This window comes from Pseudogulbenkiania sp. NH8B (assembly GCF_000283535.1).
GTDB classification, from domain to species: Bacteria; Pseudomonadota; Gammaproteobacteria; order Burkholderiales; family Chromobacteriaceae; genus Pseudogulbenkiania; species Pseudogulbenkiania ferrooxidans.
Genome location: NC_016002.1, coordinates 1,121,207 through 1,143,251, shown reverse-complemented (window position 1 = coordinate 1,143,251; position 22,045 = coordinate 1,121,207). Strand labels below are relative to the sequence as shown.

At 63.0% G+C, this 22,045-nt stretch carries 16 protein-coding genes; 13 read left to right on the top strand and 3 right to left on the bottom strand.

The genetic code is table 11. The features are described 5' to 3' along the window. The first annotated feature begins 28 nt into the window (after nt 1-28). The 13 genes from NH8B_RS05405 (at nt 29) to NH8B_RS05345 (ending at nt 18,341) form a co-directional block, all read left to right on the top strand. A complete protein-coding gene (locus NH8B_RS05405; RefSeq protein ID WP_232503530.1) occupies nt 29-856 on the top strand; it encodes a M15 family metallopeptidase in 828 nt (275 codons plus the stop codon). Between the two features lie 20 nt (nt 857-876). Further along, entirely contained in the window at nt 877-4,836 is a 3,960-nt protein-coding gene (gene tssM / locus NH8B_RS05400) for a type VI secretion system membrane subunit TssM (RefSeq protein ID WP_014086376.1), read from the top strand. A 14-nt stretch (nt 4,837-4,850) separates the two neighbouring features. Further along, nucleotides 4,851-5,870 carry a type VI secretion system-associated protein TagF gene (gene tagF, locus NH8B_RS05395; RefSeq protein ID WP_014086375.1) on the top strand — a complete coding sequence of 340 codons (1,020 nt, stop codon included), beginning with the start codon at nt 4,851-4,853 and terminating at the stop codon, nt 5,868-5,870. Nucleotides 5,871-5,911: 41 nt separating this feature from the next. Beyond that, on the top strand, nt 5,912-6,424 hold the full coding sequence (tssB, locus tag NH8B_RS05390) for a type VI secretion system contractile sheath small subunit (RefSeq protein WP_014086374.1): 513 nt from the start codon (nt 5,912-5,914) through the stop codon (nt 6,422-6,424). A gap of 3 nt (nt 6,425-6,427) precedes the next feature. Beyond that, complete coding sequence (tssC, locus tag NH8B_RS05385) at nt 6,428-7,912, top strand: type VI secretion system contractile sheath large subunit (protein ID WP_014086373.1); 1,485 nt, start codon at nt 6,428-6,430, stop codon at nt 7,910-7,912. 103 nt (nt 7,913-8,015) lie between these two features. Next, nucleotides 8,016-8,513: an Hcp family type VI secretion system effector gene (locus NH8B_RS05380; protein ID WP_008955330.1), complete on the top strand. Its 498-nt coding sequence runs from the start codon at nt 8,016-8,018 to the stop codon at nt 8,511-8,513. 67 nt (nt 8,514-8,580) lie between these two features. After that, nucleotides 8,581-9,069 (top strand): OmpA family protein, encoded by a 489-nt coding sequence (locus NH8B_RS05375; protein WP_008955331.1) that lies wholly within the window; start codon nt 8,581-8,583, stop codon nt 9,067-9,069. 6 nt (nt 9,070-9,075) lie between these two features. Then, nucleotides 9,076-12,201, top strand: coding sequence for a type VI secretion system Vgr family protein (locus NH8B_RS05370; protein WP_014086372.1), 3,126 nt, complete (start codon nt 9,076-9,078; stop codon nt 12,199-12,201). Continuing rightward, nucleotides 12,198-13,685, top strand: coding sequence for a hypothetical protein (locus tag NH8B_RS05365; protein WP_014086371.1), 1,488 nt, complete (start codon nt 12,198-12,200; stop codon nt 13,683-13,685). Before NH8B_RS05370 ends, NH8B_RS05365 begins: the two co-directional genes overlap by 4 nt. After that, a complete protein-coding gene (locus NH8B_RS05360; protein ID WP_041702846.1) occupies nt 13,686-14,657 on the top strand; it encodes a DUF1911 domain-containing protein in 972 nt (323 codons plus the stop codon). It begins immediately after the preceding gene. Nucleotides 14,658-15,051: 394 nt separating this feature from the next. Further along, nucleotides 15,052-15,819 carry a transporter substrate-binding domain-containing protein gene (locus NH8B_RS05355; RefSeq protein WP_014086369.1) on the top strand — a complete coding sequence of 256 codons (768 nt, stop codon included), beginning with the start codon at nt 15,052-15,054 and terminating at the stop codon, nt 15,817-15,819. A 53-nt stretch (nt 15,820-15,872) separates the two neighbouring features. Then, nucleotides 15,873-17,759 (top strand): alanine racemase, encoded by a 1,887-nt coding sequence (locus NH8B_RS05350; protein ID WP_014086368.1) that lies wholly within the window; start codon nt 15,873-15,875, stop codon nt 17,757-17,759. 105 nt (nt 17,760-17,864) lie between these two features. Next, a complete protein-coding gene (locus NH8B_RS05345; RefSeq protein WP_014086367.1) occupies nt 17,865-18,341 on the top strand; it encodes a YbaK/EbsC family protein in 477 nt (158 codons plus the stop codon). A gap of 275 nt (nt 18,342-18,616) precedes the next feature. Here the strand turns inward: NH8B_RS05345 and NH8B_RS05340 are convergent, their stop codons facing one another. From NH8B_RS05340 to NH8B_RS05330, 3 genes are all read right to left on the bottom strand, one after another. After that, nucleotides 18,617-20,107 carry a carboxypeptidase M32 gene (locus tag NH8B_RS05340; protein ID WP_014086366.1) on the bottom strand — a complete coding sequence of 497 codons (1,491 nt, stop codon included), beginning with the start codon at nt 20,105-20,107 and terminating at the stop codon, nt 18,617-18,619. Between the two features lie 147 nt (nt 20,108-20,254). Further along, nucleotides 20,255-20,908 (bottom strand): hypothetical protein, encoded by a 654-nt coding sequence (locus NH8B_RS05335; protein WP_014086364.1) that lies wholly within the window; start codon nt 20,906-20,908, stop codon nt 20,255-20,257. Continuing rightward, nucleotides 20,905-21,981: a malate/lactate/ureidoglycolate dehydrogenase gene (locus NH8B_RS05330; protein WP_014086363.1), complete on the bottom strand. Its 1,077-nt coding sequence runs from the start codon at nt 21,979-21,981 to the stop codon at nt 20,905-20,907. The genes NH8B_RS05335 and NH8B_RS05330 overlap by 4 nt, the downstream gene beginning before the upstream one ends. Nucleotides 21,982-22,045 lie beyond the last annotated feature (64 nt).

The window sequence follows — 22,045 nt, the reverse complement described above, 5'->3', positions numbered from 1 at the left end:
ACAGACCTACCTTGCACCAGCGACAGCCATGTTGCTGATATGCCTGGTCGCATGGGTTGGCATTCGCTTTTTCAGCAAAAAATCATCAACAAATGAACAATATACAAAAGAGAAAGGCCACATAGCCACAACGCTGACGACTACGACCAGCGCTCAAAATTTATGCAAAAAGACATCGCCACGCGCAGCCAATAACCACATAAACAATGTAAAAGAACACATAAAAAAGTACTTTGTCATTGCCAAATTACCCCTTGTTTCGCTATCTTTGGCCACCATGCCAGTCGTACTGGCTTTATTTTTTAGAGAAATGCACCGCTCGTCGGAATTCATCCCTAATGAATACACGCACAGCTCTCGCATCAAGCTGACCTTGCAGGAGGAGCAGTTGGTGCCTCCCCCTCCTCTGCCCCCGGAGGCTTTCAGGGATGCCATCAGCGAACAGCCACGACTGAACCGGGCGGACCGAGACTGGAACAAGCTCGATGCAGCGTTCGTTCAGACGGTGCTGCGCGTCATGGCACGGCTGGAGGCACGTGGCTTTCCCATGACCCTGCTGGAGGGTTACCGCAGCCCCGAGCGTCAGGATGCCCTGGCGGGACAAGGCACGCTGGTCACCAAGGCCAAAGGTGGACAGAGCAAGCACCAGTACGGCCTGGCCGTCGATCTGGCGCCCGTCAGAAACGGGAAAGTCGTGGTTTCGGAGCGCGCCCCCTGGGCCATGTCGGCCTACCTTGCCCTGGGGGAAGAAGCCACGGCGGCGGGACTGACCTGGGGCGGTACCTGGAGTTTCAAGGATTACGGCCATATCGAACGCAGCGGCTCGCTGAAGCAGCTGTTGGTCCGGCAGCAATAAACGAATAGGAAGGTGAAGAGGTGTTGAAAAAAGGTTGGCGTCGCTATGCCAAGGTGGCATCGGCGATCGGATTCCTGATCCTGATCGCCCTGATCTGGTTCCTGGGTGAATGGATGGGGCTGGAAACCCTAGAGGCCCGGCTAAGTTGCATCGTCGTGATCATGCTGCTCTGGGTGGCCAGCCTACTGATCGGGCAACTTCTGGCCCGGCGCGCCGGCGGACTGCTGGAGAAAATGCTGCGCCAGCAGGCTGACGATGCCGTGATCCACGCCGGCTCCGACAAGCGCGCCGAAGTCACCCTGCTGCGCCAGCGACTACTGGCCGCCATCGACACCCTGAAGAAGTCGAAACTCGGCAACAGCAGTGGCAATGCGGCACTGTATGAGCTGCCCTGGTACATGATCATCGGCCACCCTGCCGCCGGCAAAAGCTCGGCCATCCTGCAGTCCGGCCTCACCTTCCCCTTCAGCGACAAGAGTGGCATCCAGGGGGTCGGCGGCACGCGCAACTGCGACTGGTTCTTCTCCACCGAAGGGGTGCTGCTCGATACCGCCGGCCGCTACGCGACCCAGAGCGAGGATCGAGGCGAGTGGCTCGCTTTTCTGAAACTGCTGAAAAAACATCGTACCAAAGCGCCAGTGAACGGCATCCTGGTCGCCATCAGCCTGCCCGAACTGGCCCAGCACCACAGCGAAGGCTTTTCGCTGTATGTCCGTCAGGTACGGGAACGCATCCACGAGGTCTGCAGCACGTTCGAGCTGCACGTCCCCGTCTACTTGGTGTTTACCAAACTGGATCTGCTGGGTGGATTCGCCGAGTTCTTCCAGGACATGCCGGAAGAAGAGCGCGCCAGGGTGTGGGGCTGCACGCTGACAGCCCACCAGGGCAACGGCTTCGATGCCTCCACCGTCGCCGCCCAGCAATTCGAGTTGCTTCACTGCGGTCTGGTGCAGGCCGGCGAGGAGAAGTTACTGCAATATCGCGGCGATCAGGTTCGTCCGGCACACTTCGCTTTCCCGATCGAGTTTCACGGCCTGAAAGAAGCCGTCGTGAAATTCGTAACTCTGCTGTACGAGGACGACCCCTATCACGCCCGCCCCCTGCTACGCGGCTTCTACTTTACCAGCGCGCTGCAGGAAGGCACGCCGCGTATCGTGGCGGCCAACCGGGTTCAGGGTCAGTTCGACCTGGTTGCAAGACAGGGCGACAAACGTCAGGCCCCGGCCTCGTATAGCTTTTTCCTGGGCGACCTGTTTCGCAAGGTACTGTTTCCGGACCAGCACCTGATCTCCCGGCAGACCCGGCACAGCGGCAGCCGCTGGCGCATGGCAGCCATGGCGGCCGGCGTGCTGACGCTCAGCGTACTGGCAGGCCTGTGGAGCTGGTCCTACATCGGCAACCAGCAACTGCTGGCGGAAATCAGCCAGGAACGGGAAGCCGCCCGCAAGCTGGCGGCTTCCGGCCAACTGTACGACAAGCTGCGCGCACTGCAGCAGTTGCAAACCCGCCTGGAGCAGTTGCAGGCGTACCGTACCGAAGGTGCCCCTTGGCAGATCGGCGTGGGTCTTTATCAGGGCAAGCCGCTGGAAGCCGCATTGCGCAGCGAATACTTTGCCGGCATCAAGACCCTGATGCTGATACCGGTTCAGCGCAACCTGGAAACCTCCCTGCTCGCGCTCGACCAGCGGCAGCCGGTGCCTCCGCCCGCGGCACAGGAAGCCAAGCCAGTTGCGCCAACGCCCTCCCCTGTGACCACGCCGACAAAACCCAAGCCCCAATACCGCCCTCGGCTGCAAGGCAAGCCGCTGCCGAACATTCAATTAGGCGTCATTCGCGAAGAATACCGGGGACGCCCAGTGCCCCTATCGAGCGACGACTACCACGTTCGGACTACCCTCTGGCCACACCATGCCCTGCAGCCTGTGGCGACAAACTGGCAGACAGCCGGCTTCGGTCTGCGCCGAGCCAGTTGGACATCACCGGTTCGCGTCGCGGCAGTCCAGCCGTCGGCAGCCCCAGTGGCCGCGGCCACGCAAGCCGTCGCGGCCGCCACGGAAGCATCCGCGGAGCGCCCGACCCAGGCCCCGGCCAAATCGCCACAGCTGGATGCCAGCTACAACGCGCTGAAAACCTATCTGATGCTGTACCAGCCTCAGCGCATGGAGCCGGCACACCTGGCGGACCAACTGCCACGCTACTGGCGCCCCTATCTGGAAGCCCAGCGCGGGCAATACAGCACCGAAGAGATCATGACGGTCGCCGAAAAGCTGCTGGCGTTCTACATCAGCCAGCTAAAGGCACCGGACCTGCCACTGATTTCGCCCAACCTGCGCGTGGTCAACCAGGCACGCGAGGTGCTGCGCGGCTCTTTCAAGCGCATGTCGGCCGAAGAGCGGGTATTCAATGAAATCCGCGCTCGAGCCAACACCCGCTTTGCACCGCTGACCGTAGCCCGCATTCTCAACAACCGCGACCTGGACATCATGGCAGGCAGCCAGATGGTGGAAGGCGCGTTTACTCGCGAGGCATGGGATCAGTACGTGAAAGGCGCCATCGAGGAGGCGAGCAAGGGCGAAATCCGCAGCGACGACTGGGTACTGGCAGCCACCAGCCAGGACAACCTGGGCAAGGATGGCGACGGCGAGAAAAACCGCACCGCACTGGAGGCACAATACCGCGCCGCCTATATCGACAGCTGGAAACGCTTCCTGCAGGGTGTCACGGTGCGCGATTTCACCAGCCCGGCACAGTCCGCTTCGGCCATGACTCGCCTGTCTGACCGGGAAACCTCGCCCATCAAGCTGATCCTGGTACGAGCGGCGATGGAAACGGCATGGGACAACCCGTCCGAGCTCAACCGTTCGCTGGAGCATGCCAAGCAGTCGGTGCTGGAAAAAACCGCTGCGCTGCTGAAAGGCGGCAGCGGCGAGAACACGCCCAAGGACAAGCTCTACGGCGAAGTGGGCCGGCAGTTTGCCGGGGTGGCCCAGTTGGTGAAAGGCGACAACGCCCCGATCAATGGCTACCTGGAGCAACTGGCCAAACTGAAAGCCAAGCTGGGTGCCATTGCCAGCACCGACGACCCGGGCTCCCTGGCACGTGCCACTCTGCAGGCCACCTTCAATAACAACGGCTCGGAACTGGCAGACAGCATCGCCTATGTCGACAACGCCTTGCTGGCGCAAAGCACGCCCGACACCGTCAGCCTAGTGCGTCCGATGCTGGTGCGGCCGCTCAGTCACTCCTACAGCGCCCTGCTCGGCCCTGTCAGTGCCGACATCAATCAGGCCTGGGCCACGGAGGTCCTGCCGCAATGGCGCCAGCTGGCGGCCAAATACCCGTTCAGCGATGCCGGCAACACGGCCTCTATTGCCGAGATCAACCGTTTCCTGAAGGCCAACGACGGCACGCTGGATCGCTTCATCAACAAATACCTGGCCGGCCTGGTCCAGAAAAAAGGCGACATGCTGGTGCCACGCGCCTGGGGCGAACTGGGTATCAAGTTCAACCCGGCCTTCCTCAGCAGTGTAAGCAGCCTGTCCGCACTGGCCAACGGCCCGTTGCAGGAGGGTGACAGCCTCCGTTTCGAGCTGCAACCGCAACCGACGCCGGGGCTCTCAGAGATCTTCTTCGATATCGATGGTCAGGAACTGCGTTATCGCAATGGCCCGCAAATCTGGCAGACCTTCACTTGGAGCGGCAACAGCCAGACGGCCGGCGCGCGCATCCAGGTGCTGTCCTACACCGGCGCCAGCAACGTGGTGGCCAACCACCCGGGCGGCATGGGCCTGATGCGCCTGCTGGCCGGAGCCAAAGTCGTACAGGATGGCTCGGATGGCACCCAGCTAGTCTGGACGCTGCGCAAGGCCGACGGGGATACGCAGAGTGTGCGTGTCAATTTCCGGGTACTCAGCGGCGTCAACCCGCTGCAGTTGGCCCGTCTTAACAAGCTGACGTTGCCCGAGCGCGTAACGTTGTAAACGAGGCCATTGTCTTGAGCTTCACTTTCAAACGCACCCAGGAAGCTGCGGCATCGTACTGCATCTTCGGCAAACTGCCGCGCCGTGCCGATTTCATCCGCATCAATGCCACCCATCCGGCGGCGGCACAGCTGGACCACCTGCTGGCGGACAGCATCAGCCTGCTCTCCCCCGGCGCAGAGGCCGTCGCCCGCTACCGTGCCATGCCCCCCTCCTGCTTCGTGCTGCGCAGCCGGGATCAGGATTGGCTGTCGCTCGGTGTGATCCAGCCCAGCCACGACGAAAGCGGACGCAACTACCCGCTAGTGGCCGTCACCCAGCTGCCCGCCAGTCTGGCGCTGCCACCGTTGGCCGTGCTACTGCTCACTTGCGAGCTGTTCTTTTCCGGCCTGAAAGATCAACTTGCCAGCGCCATCGACAACGCGGTGGAAATGGTGGCCTGCCGCCAGTTTCTAGAAGCGCAGGCGCTGTTCGGCGTGGCCTCGAACGACGATGTCGCCCTAGCCGAGCAGTTGCTGTCCCGCCATCTGACCATCACCCCGGCGCACCAACTGGAAGGGCTGCTCGCCCGCCAGCCCGGCCATACGCTGGAAGCCACCTTGCTGGCTTTCATGTTCCACAGCCAGCTACAGCACCGCTTTCGTGACAGTCTGTGCGCACAGACCTATCTGCTACCACTGCCGGCTACCGATGGCGAAGACATGCTAGCCGCCGCCACGTGGCTATCGCTGTACCAGGCCGCTGCCAGTGCTCATGGAGCCGACGATACCCAGTGCCTACTGATCAACCGACCAGACGGACGCTTCCTGGCCCTGCAGCCACGCTCGCTGGATGCCCACATCGTGGCGCAATGCTGGGGCGAACGGCTGGACCAACGCTTTGTCGTGGACATCGGCGATGAGCAGGCACCCTGGCGCCGCCATCAATCCTACGCCGAGGCCTCCTACATCCTGGGACGGCGCCTGAACGACCCGGGTCTTAGCGTCGCGCAATTGCGCGACCTTGTCACCAGCCTTGCCCGCAGCATCGCCTGACGCCGTTCAACCCTGACAGACCATCTTTTCGAGAGCACACCATGAGCAAAGAAAGCACCCAGAAAAAACTGTCGCGGGTCCGCCCCCCGCGTGTGCAGATCACTTACGACGTCGAAATCGGCGACGCCATCGAGACCAAGGAACTGCCCTTCGTGCTAGGCGTGCTGGGCGACTATTCCGGTCACAGCAAGAATCCGCTGCCCAAGATGAAGGAGCGCAAGTTCGTGCAGATCGACCGCGACAACTTCGACGAAGTCCTCAAGGGCATGGCACCGCGCCTGGCTATCAAGGTCGACAACAAGCTGGAAGACGACAACAGCCAATTGGCGATGGAGCTGAACTTCAACGAGCTGGCCGATTTCGAGCCGCAGAGCGTGGTGACTCAGGTGGAACCGCTCAAGCGGCTACTGGAAGCCCGCACCCGCCTGGCCGACCTGCGCAACAAGCTGGCCGGCAACGACAAGCTGGAAGAGCTGTTGGACGAGGTGGTGCGTGACACCGAGAAACTGCGCCAGATCAGCCAAGCCACCCAAAGCGACAACACCGGAGAGTAAGCCATGAACAGCGTACAACAACTGGACACGGCGGCGAGCCCGAATGTCGTCGATGCCGGTAGTCTGCTGGACAGCATCATCGAGCAGAGCCGCATCGCCACCAACGACAGCGAAAAAAACCATACCCGCGACCTGATCGGCGAACTGGTGGCCCAGGTGCTGGAAGGCTGCGTGACCGTATCGCGCGATCTGTCCGCCAGCATTGATGCCCGCATCGCCGAGCTGGACGCCCTGCTGTCGTCCCAGCTCAACGAGGTGATGCACCACCCCGAGTTCCAGAAGCTGGAAGCCTCGTGGCGCGGCCTCAAGTATCTGGTGGCGGAATCGGAAACCAGCACCATGCTGAAGATCAAGGTGCTCAATGCCTCCAAGAAGGATCTGGTGAAGGACTTCAAGGCCTCGCCGGAGTTCGATCAGAGCGCCTTGTTCAAGAAGATCTACGAGGAAGAGTACGGCACCTTCGGTGGCGCACCCTACGCCGCCCTGGTGGGCGACTACGAATTCACCCGCCACCCGGAAGACTTCTACCTGCTGGATGAGCTGTCCCATGTTGCAGCCTCGGCGCATGCCCCACTGATCTCCTCCGCCTCCCCCGGCCTGTTCGGCTTGGAAAGCTTTACCGACATTGGCAAACCACGCGATCTGGCCAAGATCTTCGACACCGTGGAATACGCCAAGTGGAAGTCTTTCCGCGAATCCGAAGATTCGCGCTACGTCGGCCTGGTACTGCCGCATGTGCTCGGCCGCCTGCCATATGGCCGCGACAACGTGCCGGTAGAAGCATTCGACTTTGAAGAAAACGTCGACGGCAGCCATCACGGCAAATACCTGTGGACCAACGCTGCTTATGCCTACGCCGCACGCCTGACCGATGCCTTCGCCCAGTACGGCTGGCTGGCGGCGATCCGTGGTGTGGAAGGCGGTGGCCTGGTTGAAGGACTGCCCGCACACACCTTCAAGACCGATGACGGCGAGGTGGCGCTCAAGTGCCCCACCGAAGTGGCCGTCACCGATCGCACCGAAAAGCTGCTGTCGGACCTTGGCTTCATCTCGCTGGTGCACTGCAAAAACACCGACTACGCCGCCTTCTTCAGCGGCCAATCGGTGCAGAAAGCCAAGACCTACAACACCGATGCGGCCAACGCCAACGCACGCCTCTCCACTCAGCTGCCCTACATCTTCGCCGTATCGCGCATTGCGCATTACATGAAATCCATCATGCGCGACAAGATCGGCAGCTTTGCCTCACGCCAAAACGTGCAGGACTTCCTGAACACCTGGTTGGCGCAGTACGTGTTGCTGGACGACTCCGCCAGCCAGGAAGCCAAGGCTAAATACCCGCTGCGGGAGGCCCGTGTAGACGTGGTGGAAGTCCCTGGCAAGCCGGGCGTCTATCGCGCCGCGGCCTTCCTGCGCCCGCATTTCCAGCTGGATGAACTCACCATTTCCCTGCGTTTGGTTGCCGAGCTGCCTCAGCCGGCAGGCTAACGCCACAACGACTCACCACCCTGTCGGCATTCGGTGCCGACAGGGGGCGAGGTATTTGTTTTGGAAGTAGCTCTTCCATTTTTATTTATCCAAGGAGAATGCAATGGCTTTTGACGCCTTCCTGAAAATCGACGGAATTCCAGGGGAAAGCACCGACGATCAACACAAAGACTGGATCGAAATCCAGTCCTTCTCCCACCTGATCGAGCAGCCGGCCCAGGCCACCGCCAGCTCAGCCGGTGGCGCCACTGCCGAACGCGTCAACCACGGCGTGTACGAAATCACCCACTTCCTAGATAAGGCCAGCCCGAAGATCTACGAAGCATGCTGCACCGGCAAGCACATCAAGGACGTCACCATCGAGCTGTGCCGCGCGGGCGGCGACAAAGTGAAGTACATGGAGATCAAGATGGAACAGGTGCTGGTCTCCAAGGTCGAGCCGAACGGCTCGGCCAACGATGCCGGCTTCCCCAGCGAGAAGGTCAGCTTTAGCTACGGCAAGATCAAGTGGACCTACACCCAGCAGAAACGTGCCGACGGCGCCGGTGGCGGCAATGTCAGCGCAGGCTGGGATCTGACCGCCAATAAAGTCATCGCTTAATTTATTTGATGTAGATAAAGGCCCGCGTTGGTAATCATGCGGGTCTTTGATTTTGAAAGGGAAATTCATGTTTTACAAAATTGCCTCTCTCGCTATTTGTGCCTCCCTGCTCATGGGCTGTGCCGGAACCAAGCAGGCGGCTCAAAATGCGGCAATGAATGCGGCCGCGGCACAAGACCCGCAAGGAAAGACTATTGTGGCCAAGGTCACGGCGGAACTGGACCAGGCCACCACGAAAGTCATTGAGGAAACCGGCAACAAAACCATCGCCAAAGACCCGACTCTGATTCCCTTCGAGAAGATGAGCTCGAAGCTGACCCCGGTTACCGAGCAGCAAGTACGCGCCCTGGCACCGGCTCTGGTCATCGCCAAACAAATCGTCGTCACCGGCTTTTGTAATGGACGTGAGGTTGGCAATGCCTCTTCTGCCGCCAGAGCCAGGGCGATGGTCGTGAAAAGCCTGCTGGTCGAAAGCGGCATCTCGTCCATACGAATTACCGTCCGTGCCGACACCAAGCAAAAACTGCATGCCGTTCGTATCTCGTTCAACGGTTGACTCCCGATGGATGCCGTGAGCGCCCTTGAACTTCTTTCCAGCTTCGCCGCCGCCTTCAGCCAGGAGCAGCGCCTCCTCACCCTGCACCTGGGCGACGGCCCGCGCTGGGGCGAGACGCTGCTGCCACTCGCCGTGCACGGCGACGAGGCGGTCTCCGACAGCTACCGCTACCGCGTCGAGTGCCTGTCGCCCGACGCCGGGCTCGAACTGAAGTCGCTGCTCGGCGTGCCGGTGCGGCTCGGCCTCGCCGGGGCGGACGGGACCGAGCAGGTGCGCGGCGGTGTGGTCAGCGCTGTCGACAGCCTGGGGGCCGACGGCGGCTTTGCCAAGTACGCCCTTACCGTCGAACCGCCGTTCGCGCTGCTGCGCCTGCGCCGTACCTCGCGGGTGTTCCAGGACCTCTCGGTGCCCGACATTGTGCGCCAGGTGTTCGCCGAACACGCCGCCGCCAACCCGGTGTTCGCGGCGGTGCAGCGTCTCGACTTCGTGCTCGCGGGCGAGCTGCCCTCCCGCAGTTACTGCCTGCAATACCGCGAGAGCGACTACGACTTCCTCGTGCGCCTGCTGCACGAGGAAGGGTTGGCCTGGCGCTTTGAGCATGGAGAGAGAGCGAGCGAGCCAGGTCGCGCCGCGTCGCGAGGGGCTCTCCCGCAGGTCCAGCTCGTCGCCTTCGACGACCCGTATTCGCCGCCGGCCGCCGGGGTGGAGCGGGTGCGCTTCCACCGCAGCGATGCGACGGAAGAAGAGGATGGCCTCACGCGCTGGGACGGCACGCGCCAGATCGTTAGCGGCGGCGTGACGCTGGCCAGCTTCGACTACCAGCCTGTCGCCACCGGCCACAGCGGCGATAGCAGCGCCGTCGAGCAGGGCTCCGATGGGACGCGGTTGCAAAGCAGCCTGCAGGACTACGACGTCCCCGGCCCCTACTACGCCGGCGACGCCGACCAGCTCGCCCACTACGCCCGGCTGCGCCAGCAGGCGCACGACGCGCAGGCCAAGCGCTTCGACGGTGGCGGCTCGGTGCGCGGGCTCGCCGCCGGGCAGTGGTTCCGCCTCGACGATCACCCGGCGCACGAGGGGGACGCTCCCGAACAGCGCGAATTCGTCGTCACGCGCCAGGCCTTCACCGCCCGCAACAACCTACCGACCGACCTGGCACGGGCGCTGCCGCCCAGCCTTCGGCCAACCTCGACCGCCGGCGCGGGGGCCGACACCTCGGCAAGCGACGTTCCGTACCACACCACCTTCAGCGCCCAGCGCCGCGGCCTGCCGCTCACCCCGGCCTACGCCGGCACCGCGCTGGCCAAGCCCACCGCGCGCGGCGCCCAGACCGCCACCGTGGTCGGGCCTGCGGGGGAAGAGATCCACACCGACGCCCACGGCCGCATCAAGGTCCAGTTCCACTGGCAGCGTCCCGACGAACACCCGACGATCGGCGCCAACCTCGACGACACCTCCAGCTGCTGGCTGCGCGTCGCCATGCCCGCGGCCGGCGCCGGCTGGGGCCACCAGTTCATCCCGCGTATCGGCCAGGAAGTGCTGGTCGACTTCCTCGAAGGCGACATCGACCGCCCGATCATCACCGGCGTGCTGTACAACGGCAGCCACCCGCCGCCCGCCTTCAGCGGCACCGGCAACCTGCCGGCCAACAAGACCCTGTCCGGCATCAAGTCGAAAGAGCACCAGGGCGGCCAGTACAACGAACTCTTGTTCGACGACACCCCCGGCGAAGTGCGCGCCAAACTGTCGTCCGAACACGGCGCCACCCAGCTCAACCAGGGCTACCTCGTCCACCCGCGTGCCGACGGCAAGGCCACGCCCCGCGGCGACGGCTTCGAACTGCGCACCGACCGCCATGGCGCGATCCGCGCCGGCCACGGCCTGCTGCTCAGCACCGAAGCGCAGCCCTCCGTCTCCGGCAAACAACTGGCGCGCGACGGCGCGCAAAGCCAGCTTGATGCGGCCCTGAGCCTGAGCCAGTCCCTCGGCGAGACCGCTACCGCACAGCTGGCCGATACCGTTGAAATCGGGCCGGAGACGATTCAGCCGGACAACGGCAAGGGAGCGAAGAAGCCCGACGGACACCTGCAGCACCACGTCCAAGCGCTGAAGGCCTGGGAAGCCGGAACCAATACCAATAAAGATGGCAAAAACTCCCCCAACGGCGCGGGACAGGCAGGCCAACAACCGCTGATGGTCCTGTCCGCCCCGGCCGGCCTCGCCGCAACCACCGACAACAGCCTCACCCTGGCGGCTGGGACGAATATCGACCAAATCGCCCAGCGCGATACCCAACAGACCTCGGGCCGGCGCTGGCTGCACAACGTGGGGCAGCACATCAGCCTGTTCGTCGCCGGAGTGAAGGACGCGGTGAGTCTGAAACTGATCGCCGCCAAGGGCAAGGTGCAGGTCCAGGCGCAAAGCGATGCGATGGAGCTGACGGCGGACAAAGATGTAAGCATCACCTCCTGCAAGGGCAAGGTGCTAATCAGCGCCAAGCAGGACATCCTGCTCACCAGCGGCGGCGGCTACATCAAGCTGTCCGGCGGCAACATCGACATCCACTGCCCGGATATCGTCAGCATCAAAGGGGCGGACCATGAATTGAGTGGCGGGGCAAGCCAAAACCCGATACTGCCAACGCTGCCGCAATCCGAACGCAAGAATTTCCTGGAGCTTACCTATGCTTACCCGGACTTGCGTCCGGTCCCAGGCGCACCGTTCACGGTGCACTTTGCGGATGGGACCCAAAAGCAGGGAACACTAGATGCCAGCGGCTATACCAAGCTGGACAACGTACCCGAAGGACCAATCAGCGTGTACTACGGGGAAGATCCGCGACCGTATCAACCCAATGTCACCTTCCCGTCCAATCCGATAACCGGGCTCCCCGCATCAGTCAGCGAAGCCCTGTCACGACTCGAGCAGCGCGAAAAGCTCCATGACGCATTTTGGGCCCAGGAGGCCACCACGGAGCAGCGTGACTACATCCGCGAACTGAATGCCATGACTGGAGAACACGAAGACCCACGCACCCCCCTATTGGACGAACCGGCAGGCGAATCGCTGGAAGACTTCCTCAATGAGTCACAGCGCACAGAGCTGGCCGCGGCCAAGGAGAAGCAGGTATGAGCTGGCTGAGCAAACTGAAGAAAGAAGCGGTCAGCTTTCTCAAAGGCGAAAACAATGGTGCCTGGGCCATCCTGGTGGAAAGCACCTTGGGGCTGGTGCCGGGCGTCGGACAGGTCATCGATGCCAGGGATATTCTCAAGGCACTGGTGATGCTGGGAGGAAACCCCGCCAGCCCTTCCGGCTGGTTCGACCTTATCACCGCCCTAATCGGACTGATTCCGGGTGGTGGCGACGCCGTCAAACGCTCCTTGCGCGCCGTCAAGGCCGGAGCCCTGTCACTGGACGGCTTGTTCACGGCCTTGCGCAAGTTTGGTGTCGGCAACCCCGAAAAAATCCTGGCCGAGTGCCTAGACATGGGGAGACTGAGAAAATACCTCGACGACATGCTGCTGGCCAACCCTGCCTTGCGCAATATGCTGGATGCCGACACCACCCGTATGCTGGATCGCATTCGACAGAACATGCAAAAGCAGTTCGACCTCTTCAAGAAAGAAGTGGATGGCTGGATTGCCAAGAGCCGCAACAATGCCGCTGCCGCCCCACAACGCAAGACCACCCTGCCCGCCAATCCGGAAAAGCCCAAGGCTGGCATCAGCGGCCGGGAGGGAACAGCCAGCAGCAAGGCCAAGCCCGACCAGGCGGTCAAGGGCAGCAGTCCCGGCAGCAAGGCCAGCAAACTGGACGTCGCCGACATCCTGAAAACCATGGGCAACAAGGCCATCGGCATTCTGGGCGAACACATGGCCGATTTTGTCTGCCAGCAGCGCTGGGGCGGTGATGCCCGCCACGACGGTGCCAAGCTCAACCCCGGAAAACTGAACGATACCAGCGAGCTGGTCCAGTTGTGGCCGAGCACCTTCACCCAAGCAGGGCTGGCTGCCTTGCGCGCGCGCGGGCGCGGCATCGACGGCGTCTGGCGAACCGGTGGCCAAACCGGCAAGCCTTACGCGGTGGTGGAAGCCAAAGCCAGCGCCAATCCAACCCGGCAGTTGAAGGACTTGCTGGGCGATGCGGCGGATAAGGAAGACTCAGGAGGAGGCAAACCCGGTTCTGGCAAGAAGGGGGGTGCAAAGCAATCCGGCTCGGGTAGTGGAGGAATGAAAGCATCAAGCAGCGCCAGAACAAGCGCCCTCTCTCTGCCGGAAAAACCACAGCGCCAGACGGATGGGCGGGTGACGCAGATGAGCAAGGCATGGATAAAAAGGCGCCTGATAAAGGCTGTTGGCCGAAAAAATCTGGCAGATGATATTGCTGATATTTCCGGCTACAGCCGCCATGTACTTTTCTTCAGCATTCCACATGCAACCGGTCACGCGATGGCCCTTTCACGCTGGGTAACAGGCCATAACCCTGTTTCGGAAACCCACAAAGCGCACGAACTCACCAGGGAATGGCGAGATGCCGAAATCGATAAAGTTATCGATGCCCGCGCTGGGCTAACCAGAAAACAGAGGGATAAGCGTAATTTTGCAAAGATTGGATAAATGATGGACGAACAAACTTTCATTGCCCGACGCCGACAAATGTTCTTGGGTAAGGCTTGGTATGATGAGTTCACTACGGCATGGGCAAGACATAGGTTATGGCTTGCGAACAACCCTTCTGCCTCGGGTAGGGACAAGCAAGAAGGTTGGTTGCTTTCAAAGTTTGGCATTGCCGACGACTCATGGAATGAGTTGTTGCTCAACTACACCGCCGGCCACCCTATCCTGACGCTGCGCGACCAACTGGAAACGGTCATCCAGGCTATCGAGACGTACACCGCCGCCCTGCGCGAGTGGCATAACGATCCGGTGTACCCCCCCTTCCTGCTGGGCGACCTCGACCACTACGAGCAGCTGATGCAACTGATTGGCCTGTGTTACCTCCTTCACCGTCAGGATCTGCTGCCGAGGCTAGCGGCACTGCAGGACGGCTGGTTTGCAGGGGAAGACACCCTCTATGAAGACCTGATCGGCTATGCATTGCCAGACCGATACGATGTGGATCACTGGCACCACTGTGATGCCTATCGCGACATAGTCAACAGCGCTTATGGTGATGCCCCGGTGGAACGCCTTGCGGATTTGAGCCAATACGTCAAACGCTGGTACAAAACCAGCATGAAGGGTCTGCCCTGGCATAATACCCATCTCGAACCCAATCAGGCCGGCTATTACGGCTATTGGTGCTTCGAGGCCGGTGCCGTGGCCTTTCTGCAGGGGCTCGACGACAGCAAGCTGCGAGAATTCCCTTACTACCCCAAGGACATGGTGGACTGGGCCCGGAACTTCCAGCCCGACAGTCCTGAGCTGAAACTCGGGCGCTGCGAAGCGGGCCAGCCCTGCCCGCAGGCCGGCACTTGGTGGACCCCCGCCAAGCCCGATGCCCACCGCCATTTCTCACTCGGCGAGATCATGCCCGCTTTCCCCGACTCAACCTACGGCGCCACCATCTGGTATCGCGAGGCAGAGTAAGCCTAAACGTTGGCCGCGGTTCGCTCATCGCGACCAAGCCTCCATCGTGGCTCATCGGGATTCCCGGAAGGCCGAGGCGCCCCCATAGGATTGCCTACTGAAACAAACATCGCGTGTTTCCGGCTGAGCTTCCTCATTTTGCCGCTATTTTGCCTTACGCATTTGCGACATCCCCCACAACGAATACGACGTCTCTTTTTTGCATACAAAATACTATTCTTAGCCGTTCACCACCCGGCAAGCTTCGCAGCCGGCCCCCTCAACCATCAATGCCTTAGTCATTTTTTGACCCAAAAAAGGGCTATTGAGCCCCCCCTCCCCCTTGTGACACTCTGAGCCCGCCTACCCTCCACCAAAAGGGGGGAGCGATCAAAGAAAACCGGAGGAGAATGACATGAGAAAGACTGCACTATCGCTGTTGCTGGCTGTGTCCATGGTCCCGCTGATGGCCCAGGCGGAAACGATCCGATTCGGCATTGACGGCAACTACCCACCCTTCGCCAAGCAGGCGGCCGACGGTCATCTGGAAGGGTTCGACTTGGATATCGCGCTGTCGCTGTGCGAGGCGATGAAAGCGACCTGCGAGATCGTACCGCAGGAGTGGGACGGTCTGATTCCGGCCCTCAACGCCGGCAAGTTCGATGCCATTCTCTCTTCGATGCAGATCACCGACGAGCGCAAGAAGGCGGTCGACTTCACCAACCGCTACTACCAAACGCCGAGCCGTATGGTCACCAAGAGCGGCGTGGTCAAGGTGACCAAGGACGACTTCAGCGGCAAGCGCATCGGCGTGCTGCGCGCCTCGACCGAGGAGCGCTACGCCAAGGACCACTGGGGCAAAAAGGGGGTGCAGATCGTCAACTACGGCAAGGTCACCGAGGCCTTTCTCGACTTGAAGACCGAGCGGCTGGATGGCGTATTCGTCGACCAGGTCGTGGCCGACACCGAGTTCCTCAAGCGCGGCGGTGCGCCGGCCTACGCCTTCGCCGGACCGGGGATTTCCGATACCAAGTATTTCGGCTACGGTGCCGGCATCGCCGTGAAGAAGGGCAACAACGCGCTGCGCGAGCGCCTGAACAAGGCGATCGAGACCATCCGCGGCAACGGCGTGTACCAGAAGGTGCAGAAGAAATACTTCAACTTCGACATCTACGGCAGCTGATAACGCCAACCACACCGTAACCGATTCGACGTTCAACGCAGTGGAGCACAGGTATGGCAGGTCCTCGCATCATCATCGATCTTGATCGCATCGAAGAAAACACAAGCGTGCTGGTCGAGGCCTGCCGGACGCAGGGCATCCAGGTTGCCGGCGTCACCAAGTCGGCCTGCGGCTCACCCCGGGTGGCCCGCGCCATGGTACGCGGCGGGGTGGCGCAGATCACCGACTCGCGCCTCGACAACATCATGCGGCTGCGGCGCGACGGCATCGCCGTGCCGCTGATGCTGATACGCGCCCCGGCCCCGGGCGAGGCGGAACAGGTGGTGCGCCACGCCGATATCAGCCTCAACTCCGAGCTGCAGACGCTGCAGGCGCTATCACGTGCAGCTTTGCAACTGGATGTAGTGCACGACGTAGTGCTGATGATCGACCTGGGCGACCTGCGCGAGGGCATCCTGCCCCACGAGACCATGGACTACGTCGAACAGATCCTGGCGCTCGCCGGGGTGCGTCTGATAGGGATCGGTGCCAATCTGGCCTGCGTCGGCGGCATCCAGCCCACCGTCGACAACCTGTCCAACCTGGCCTATCTCGCCGATGAAATCCGCCGTCGCCACGCCATCGAGCTACCCATCGTCTCCGGCGGCAACACCTTCTCACTACCGCTCTTGGAACAGGGACAGCTGCCGGCCGGCATCAACCACCTGCGCCTGGGCGCCAGCATCATGCTGGCCGAATCGCCCACCCCGCCGGGGATGTATGAAAAGTTGCACAAGGACGCCTACACCCTGACGGCGGACGTGATCGAAGCCAAGACCAAGCCGTCGCGCCCCTACGGCTTGTCCGGCGAGGACGCCTTCGGCCGCCGCCCGGTGTTCGACGGCGAAGATCGCCCTGCGCGCCGGCTGATCCTGGCCATGGGGCGGGAGGACATCGCACCGGAAGGGCTGCGCCCCAGTGACGAGCGTCTGCAGGTGCTTGGCGCCAGCAGCGACCATCTGATCGTCGACGCCAGCGCGGCGGAGGCGACCTACCGGCTGGGCGACAGCGTCGCTTTCACGCTCGACTACGGTGCGCTCTTGATGGCCATGACCTCGCCCTACGTGGCAAAAGAATACCGCCTGCGCCGCGCCGAAGCGGCGAAAGCGACCGTGATCAAGCTGTTCAACCTGGTGGAAAAGCTGACCGATGCTTGCGAGCCGCTCGCGAGCCACCTGCTGCTCAACGGCCTGCGCGAGGAACTGGAGCCGATCGGGCACGAATGCGTCGAGCACGGCAAGAAAAGTGCCGACAGCTTCTTCTGGAAAGCGCCGGTCGACAACGACGACCTGTACGGCCTGTTCTACCGCTCGTTCCGGCAGATTCCGCTGATCCTGAGCGGCGGCACCTGGCACGACACGCCGATCCCGGTCGGCCACGTCGCGGGCCAGGACACCGGCGCCATCGTGTTCACCTCGCGTGGCAACATCGACCGGCTGCTCACACTGAAGAAGCAGAAGCGCGGACCGAGCCTGGAAAACACCGTGCTGATCGGCGTGCGCCACACCAGCCTGGAGGACAAGGCGCTGCTCGACGACTACGGCGTGCGGCTGATCACCATCGACGAGATCGACCGCCACGGCCTGGCGAGCCTGATGCCAAAAACCATCGCCGCGGTCGGCCAGGGGGTGGTCGGGCTACACGTGCACTTCGATATCGACGTCATGGACGGCCGCGACCTGGGACGCGACGACCCGACCCACCTGGGCGGACTGACCTATCGCGAAGCGCACTTCGCGATGGAGCTGATCCACGAAAGCGGCCTGTTGCAGACCGTCTCGCTCGGCGGCCTGTCCGCCGAAGCCGACGCCGGCGGACGGCTGGCCCGTTTCGTCAACGGCCTCCTGGCCTCGCTCTTGGGACGCAAGGTGGTCAAGAAGATCGGTACGGCGACCGTGTAACGCCGCTTCGCCATCCACGGGGCGGCCTTTGCCGCCGCTCCCCTCCTGCACTCGGCCACCCTGCCTTTATAATGGGGGGTTCCATTCCTGCCAGCCGAGATGCCCATGAGCCTGCAATCTGTCCGCGATTTCTTTGCCCAAGCCGGGCACGACATCCCCATCATCGAACTCGACACCAGCACCGCCACCGTGGCGCTGGCGGCCGAGGCGCACGGCGTCGAGCCGGGGCGTATCGCCAAGACACTGGCGTTCCGCCTCGCCGACGAACGGGTGGTGCTGGTGGTGGCGCGCGGCGATGCCCGCATCGACAACCGCAAGTTCAAGGAGACCTTCGGCAAGGGCCGCATGCTGCCGGGCGAGGATGTGGAACGGCTGACCGGGCATCCGGTCGGCGGGGTCTGCCCGTTCGGCCTGGCCACGCCGCTGCCGGTCTATCTGGACGAATCGCTCAAGGACTTCGACGAGGTGATGCCGGCGGCCGGCGGCGTGCACACCGCGGTACGCATCAGCCCGCAAAGGTTGGCCGAAGTGATCGGCGGCGAGTGGGTTGCGGTGTGCCAGCCGGTGGTGCAACCCGCCTGAAGCAACCGCCAGCCAATCCTCGCGAGCGTAGCGAGGCGCCCTTGCAGGGCAAGGGCGGACTGCGCGCCAATCTATCGCTGAGCCAATCTCTGCGTGCCAATCTTCGATTGGCTCAGCGAGGGATCGGGAAGCGACGGGCAGTGGCCGGAATTAAATACTTACGTGGCGAGGCCCGGCTCTGCCGGGTCCTGTAAAAACGCATCAAAACACGTGGCCTGCAGCCTGAAACCCGACGCCGTGGCGTCGGGTTTTTCATTTAGTCAGACCTGTGCCACTCAGCCGAGGTAGCGCCGCTCTAGGTGGGCGCGGAAATAAGCCGGATTGAGCGCCTCCCCGGTGGCGCGTTCCACCAGTTCGCCGGTCTCCCAACGGCTGCCCTGGGACCAGATGTGCCGAGCCAGCCAGTCGAACACCGAGGCCAGATTGCCGGCGGCGATCTGCCCGTCCAAGTCCGGCTGTTGCCGGCGCAGGGCGGCGAAATATTGCGCGGCGTACATCGCCCCCAGCGTGTAGCTGGGGAAATAGCCGAAGCTGCCGTCGGTCCAGTGGATGTCCTGCAGGCAACCGTCGCGGAAGTTGCCGCGCGTGTCGACGCCGAGGTAGGCCTGCATCTTCTCGTCCCACAACGCTGGGATGTCCTCGGCCTCGATCTCGCCCTCGATCAGCGCACGCTCGATCTCGAAGCGCAGGATGATGTGCGCCGGGTAGGTCAGCTCGTCAGCGTCGACGCGGATGAAGCCGGGCTGCACCCGGGTGTAAAGCCGCGCCAGGTTGGCCGAAGAGAACGCCTCCTGTTCGCCCAGATGCCGTCGCACCAGCGGCGCGATCAGTTCGAGGAAGGCCGGGCTGCGCCCGAGCTGCATCTCGAACGACAGGCTCTGGCTTTCGTGGATGCCCATCGAACGCGCCTGCCCCACCGGCTGGCTGAGCCAGTCGCGCGGCAGTCCCTGCTCGTAGCGGGCATGCCCGGTCTCGTGCACGATACCCATCAGGCTCTGCACGAAGTCGTCCTCGCGGTAGCGCGTGGTGATGCGCACGTCCTCGGCCACGCCGCCGCAGAACGGGTGCACGCTGACGTCGAGCCGGCCGCCGTCGAAATCGAAACCGAGCAGTTTCATCACGTCGAGACCGAGCGCGCGCTGCCGCTCGACCGCAAACGGCCCGGCCGGGGCCAGCACCGTTTCCCCTTCCTGGCGTTGCCGCACCTGCCGGATCAGTCCGGGCAACCAGCCCTTCACTTCCTCGAACACCCGCTCGATCTCCGCACTGCTCATGCCGGGCTCGTACTTATCCATCAGCGCGTCGTAGGGACGCACCCCGGTGGCTTCGGCCAACCTTTGCGCCTCCTCGCGCGACAGCCGCACCACCTCGCGGAAATTGGCGAGGAAGCCCGGCCAGTCGTTGGCCGGGCGCTGCGTGCGCCAGGCGTGTTCGCAGCGCGAGCCCGCCAGCGCCTTGGCCTCTACCAGCGCCTCGGGCAGCAGGTTGGCCTGCTCCCAGCTGCGGCGGATCTCGCGCAGGTTGGCGCGCGCCATGTCGTCCAGCGGCTCGTCCTCGGCGGCGGCGATCTGGCCGGCCAGGCCCGGCTCGGTCAGGGTGCGATGGATCAGCACCTGCAGCTCGGCCAACGCCGCAGCCCGGGCTTCGTTGCCCTTGGCCGGCATCATCGTGGCCTGGTCCCACGAGGCGATGGCGTGGAGGTGGTGGTAACGGTAGAGGCGGGTGAAACGTTCCGCGAGCGCGGAATAGGCGGAAAGAGTGGTCATGGCGGCTCCCGGTGTCGTGCCGGACAGTGTAATTCCAAACCGCACGGGAAACGAGAACGCGGCGCCGATGGCGCATTCCACCCGCCTATGCGCGTTCAAGACGAGAAAGCAGCACGCGCGGCAGCGGCGGGCGAAGGCGACGCTCGCTCAGAACGGGGTCATCATGGTGCTGCGTTCGGCGGCGGGCGGGAATGACAGCCAGTAGTAGAAATACTCGCGCGCCAGCTGCAGGAAGGCGACGCGCGACTCGTTGTCGTCGAACGTCAACTGCAACAGCATGGCGTCGACCACGATGCGGTAGTTTTCCGGCTTGTAGGGCTGGCCGTCGAGCAGGTACAGCATGGCCTTGAGAATCTGCTCGCGCGGCGCGATCTGGCGCTCCTTCATGCCCCCCTCGAACAGCTTGCCGAGGTAGATTTCCAACGACGGCGGAAAGCGGTCGAAACTCGCTTGCTTCATGCGCTGCAGCAGCTCGTCCAGCGAGGCCGCGATGTCCATACGCGGGTTGTGGATGGTGAAGCCGGAACGGGAGGTCAGCTCGGCCAGCTTCTTTATGTCGCCCAGCCAGAAGTAATAGTATTCGCGCGCGCAGGTCAGCGCGGTGACCCGGTCCTCGTGCGGGCAGCGCTCGAGGTAGACGTCCACCGCCCGCCGGAACAACTCGATGTCCTTGGGGTGGCCGTTGAGCAGCGCCGTCAGCTTCTTCAGCAGCTGGCGGCGCTCCGATACCACTTGCTCGGAGGCCCCCTTGCGGTGAATCAGGTTCAGGTACGCCTCGAGGGCGTCCTCGATGTCCTTCATGCCAGCTCCTGTGCTTCGTCCAGCTGATGCGCCATCACCCCGGCCTCGAGCGCGGCGGTGCGGATGACATTCCATTCATTGTCGGAAAACTCGATGCCATTCGCCAGCTGATCGGCACGTCGGCGCGCCTCCGGCTCGCCCGCCATCTGCACCGGGTCGCCACCTTCCTGCGCCGGCGACGACTTGATGTACTCGGTCATGGCATCGTACTCGGCCTGCAGCCACGGCAGCGAGCCGGTTTGCGCCGGGTCGACCACGAACGCCGTCATCTGGTTCAGGATGCCACCCTGGCGCGGCCGCTCCGGCTGCGAGGTGCCGCCGCCGGAGAGCAGCCCGGCGAGAAACTCGGTGGCGGCGAGCAAGCCGCCGCCCTTGTGGTGCGCCATCGGCCGCAGCGTGCCCTGCGGCTCCTCCCACATCACGCGCGGGTCATGGGAGGGATGGCCGGCGTGGTTCTGCAGCACCGGCTCCTCGAAACGCTGCCCGGCCAGATAGGCTACCCGCGTCTTGCCGTAGGACACCCGGCTGGTGGCAAAATCGAGGATGAAGGCCGGGTGCTTGTCGGTGCCCGGAAAGGCGATGCAGATCGGATTGCCGCCGAAGCGCCCGGCGGTCCCGCCAAACGGCGACACCATCGGCGTGTGCACGTCGGTAACGTTGACGAAAAACAGCCCGACCAGGCCGGCGTTGGCCAACTGCTCGCCGTAGCAGCCGATGCGCCCCATGTGATGGGTGTTGCGCACCGTGAGCAGGGCCACCCCGGTTTCCCGCACGCGCCAGATGGCGGCATCCACCGCCTCGCGTGCGACGCGCTGGCCGAAGCCGCGCTCGCCGGAAAACTGCAGGATCGCCCCGGCGTCACGCACCAGCCGGGCCGCCTGGTTGGGACGCAGCGTCTTGTTGCGGACGCTGGAGACGTAAAACGGCAGCATGCCGATGCCGTGGCTGGGGTGGCCACGTAGATTGGCCTCGACCAGGTGCCGGCTGACTATGCCGGCTTCTTTTTCCTTGCAACCCAGGGCTTTCAACACCAGTCGGGACACATGCTCCAGCTGCTTTGCTGCCAGTTTCATCGTCATCCTCCTTTATGTTTTGATTTTTTGTGCTGCTGCCACTTCCCTCATCGACCGATCCGCC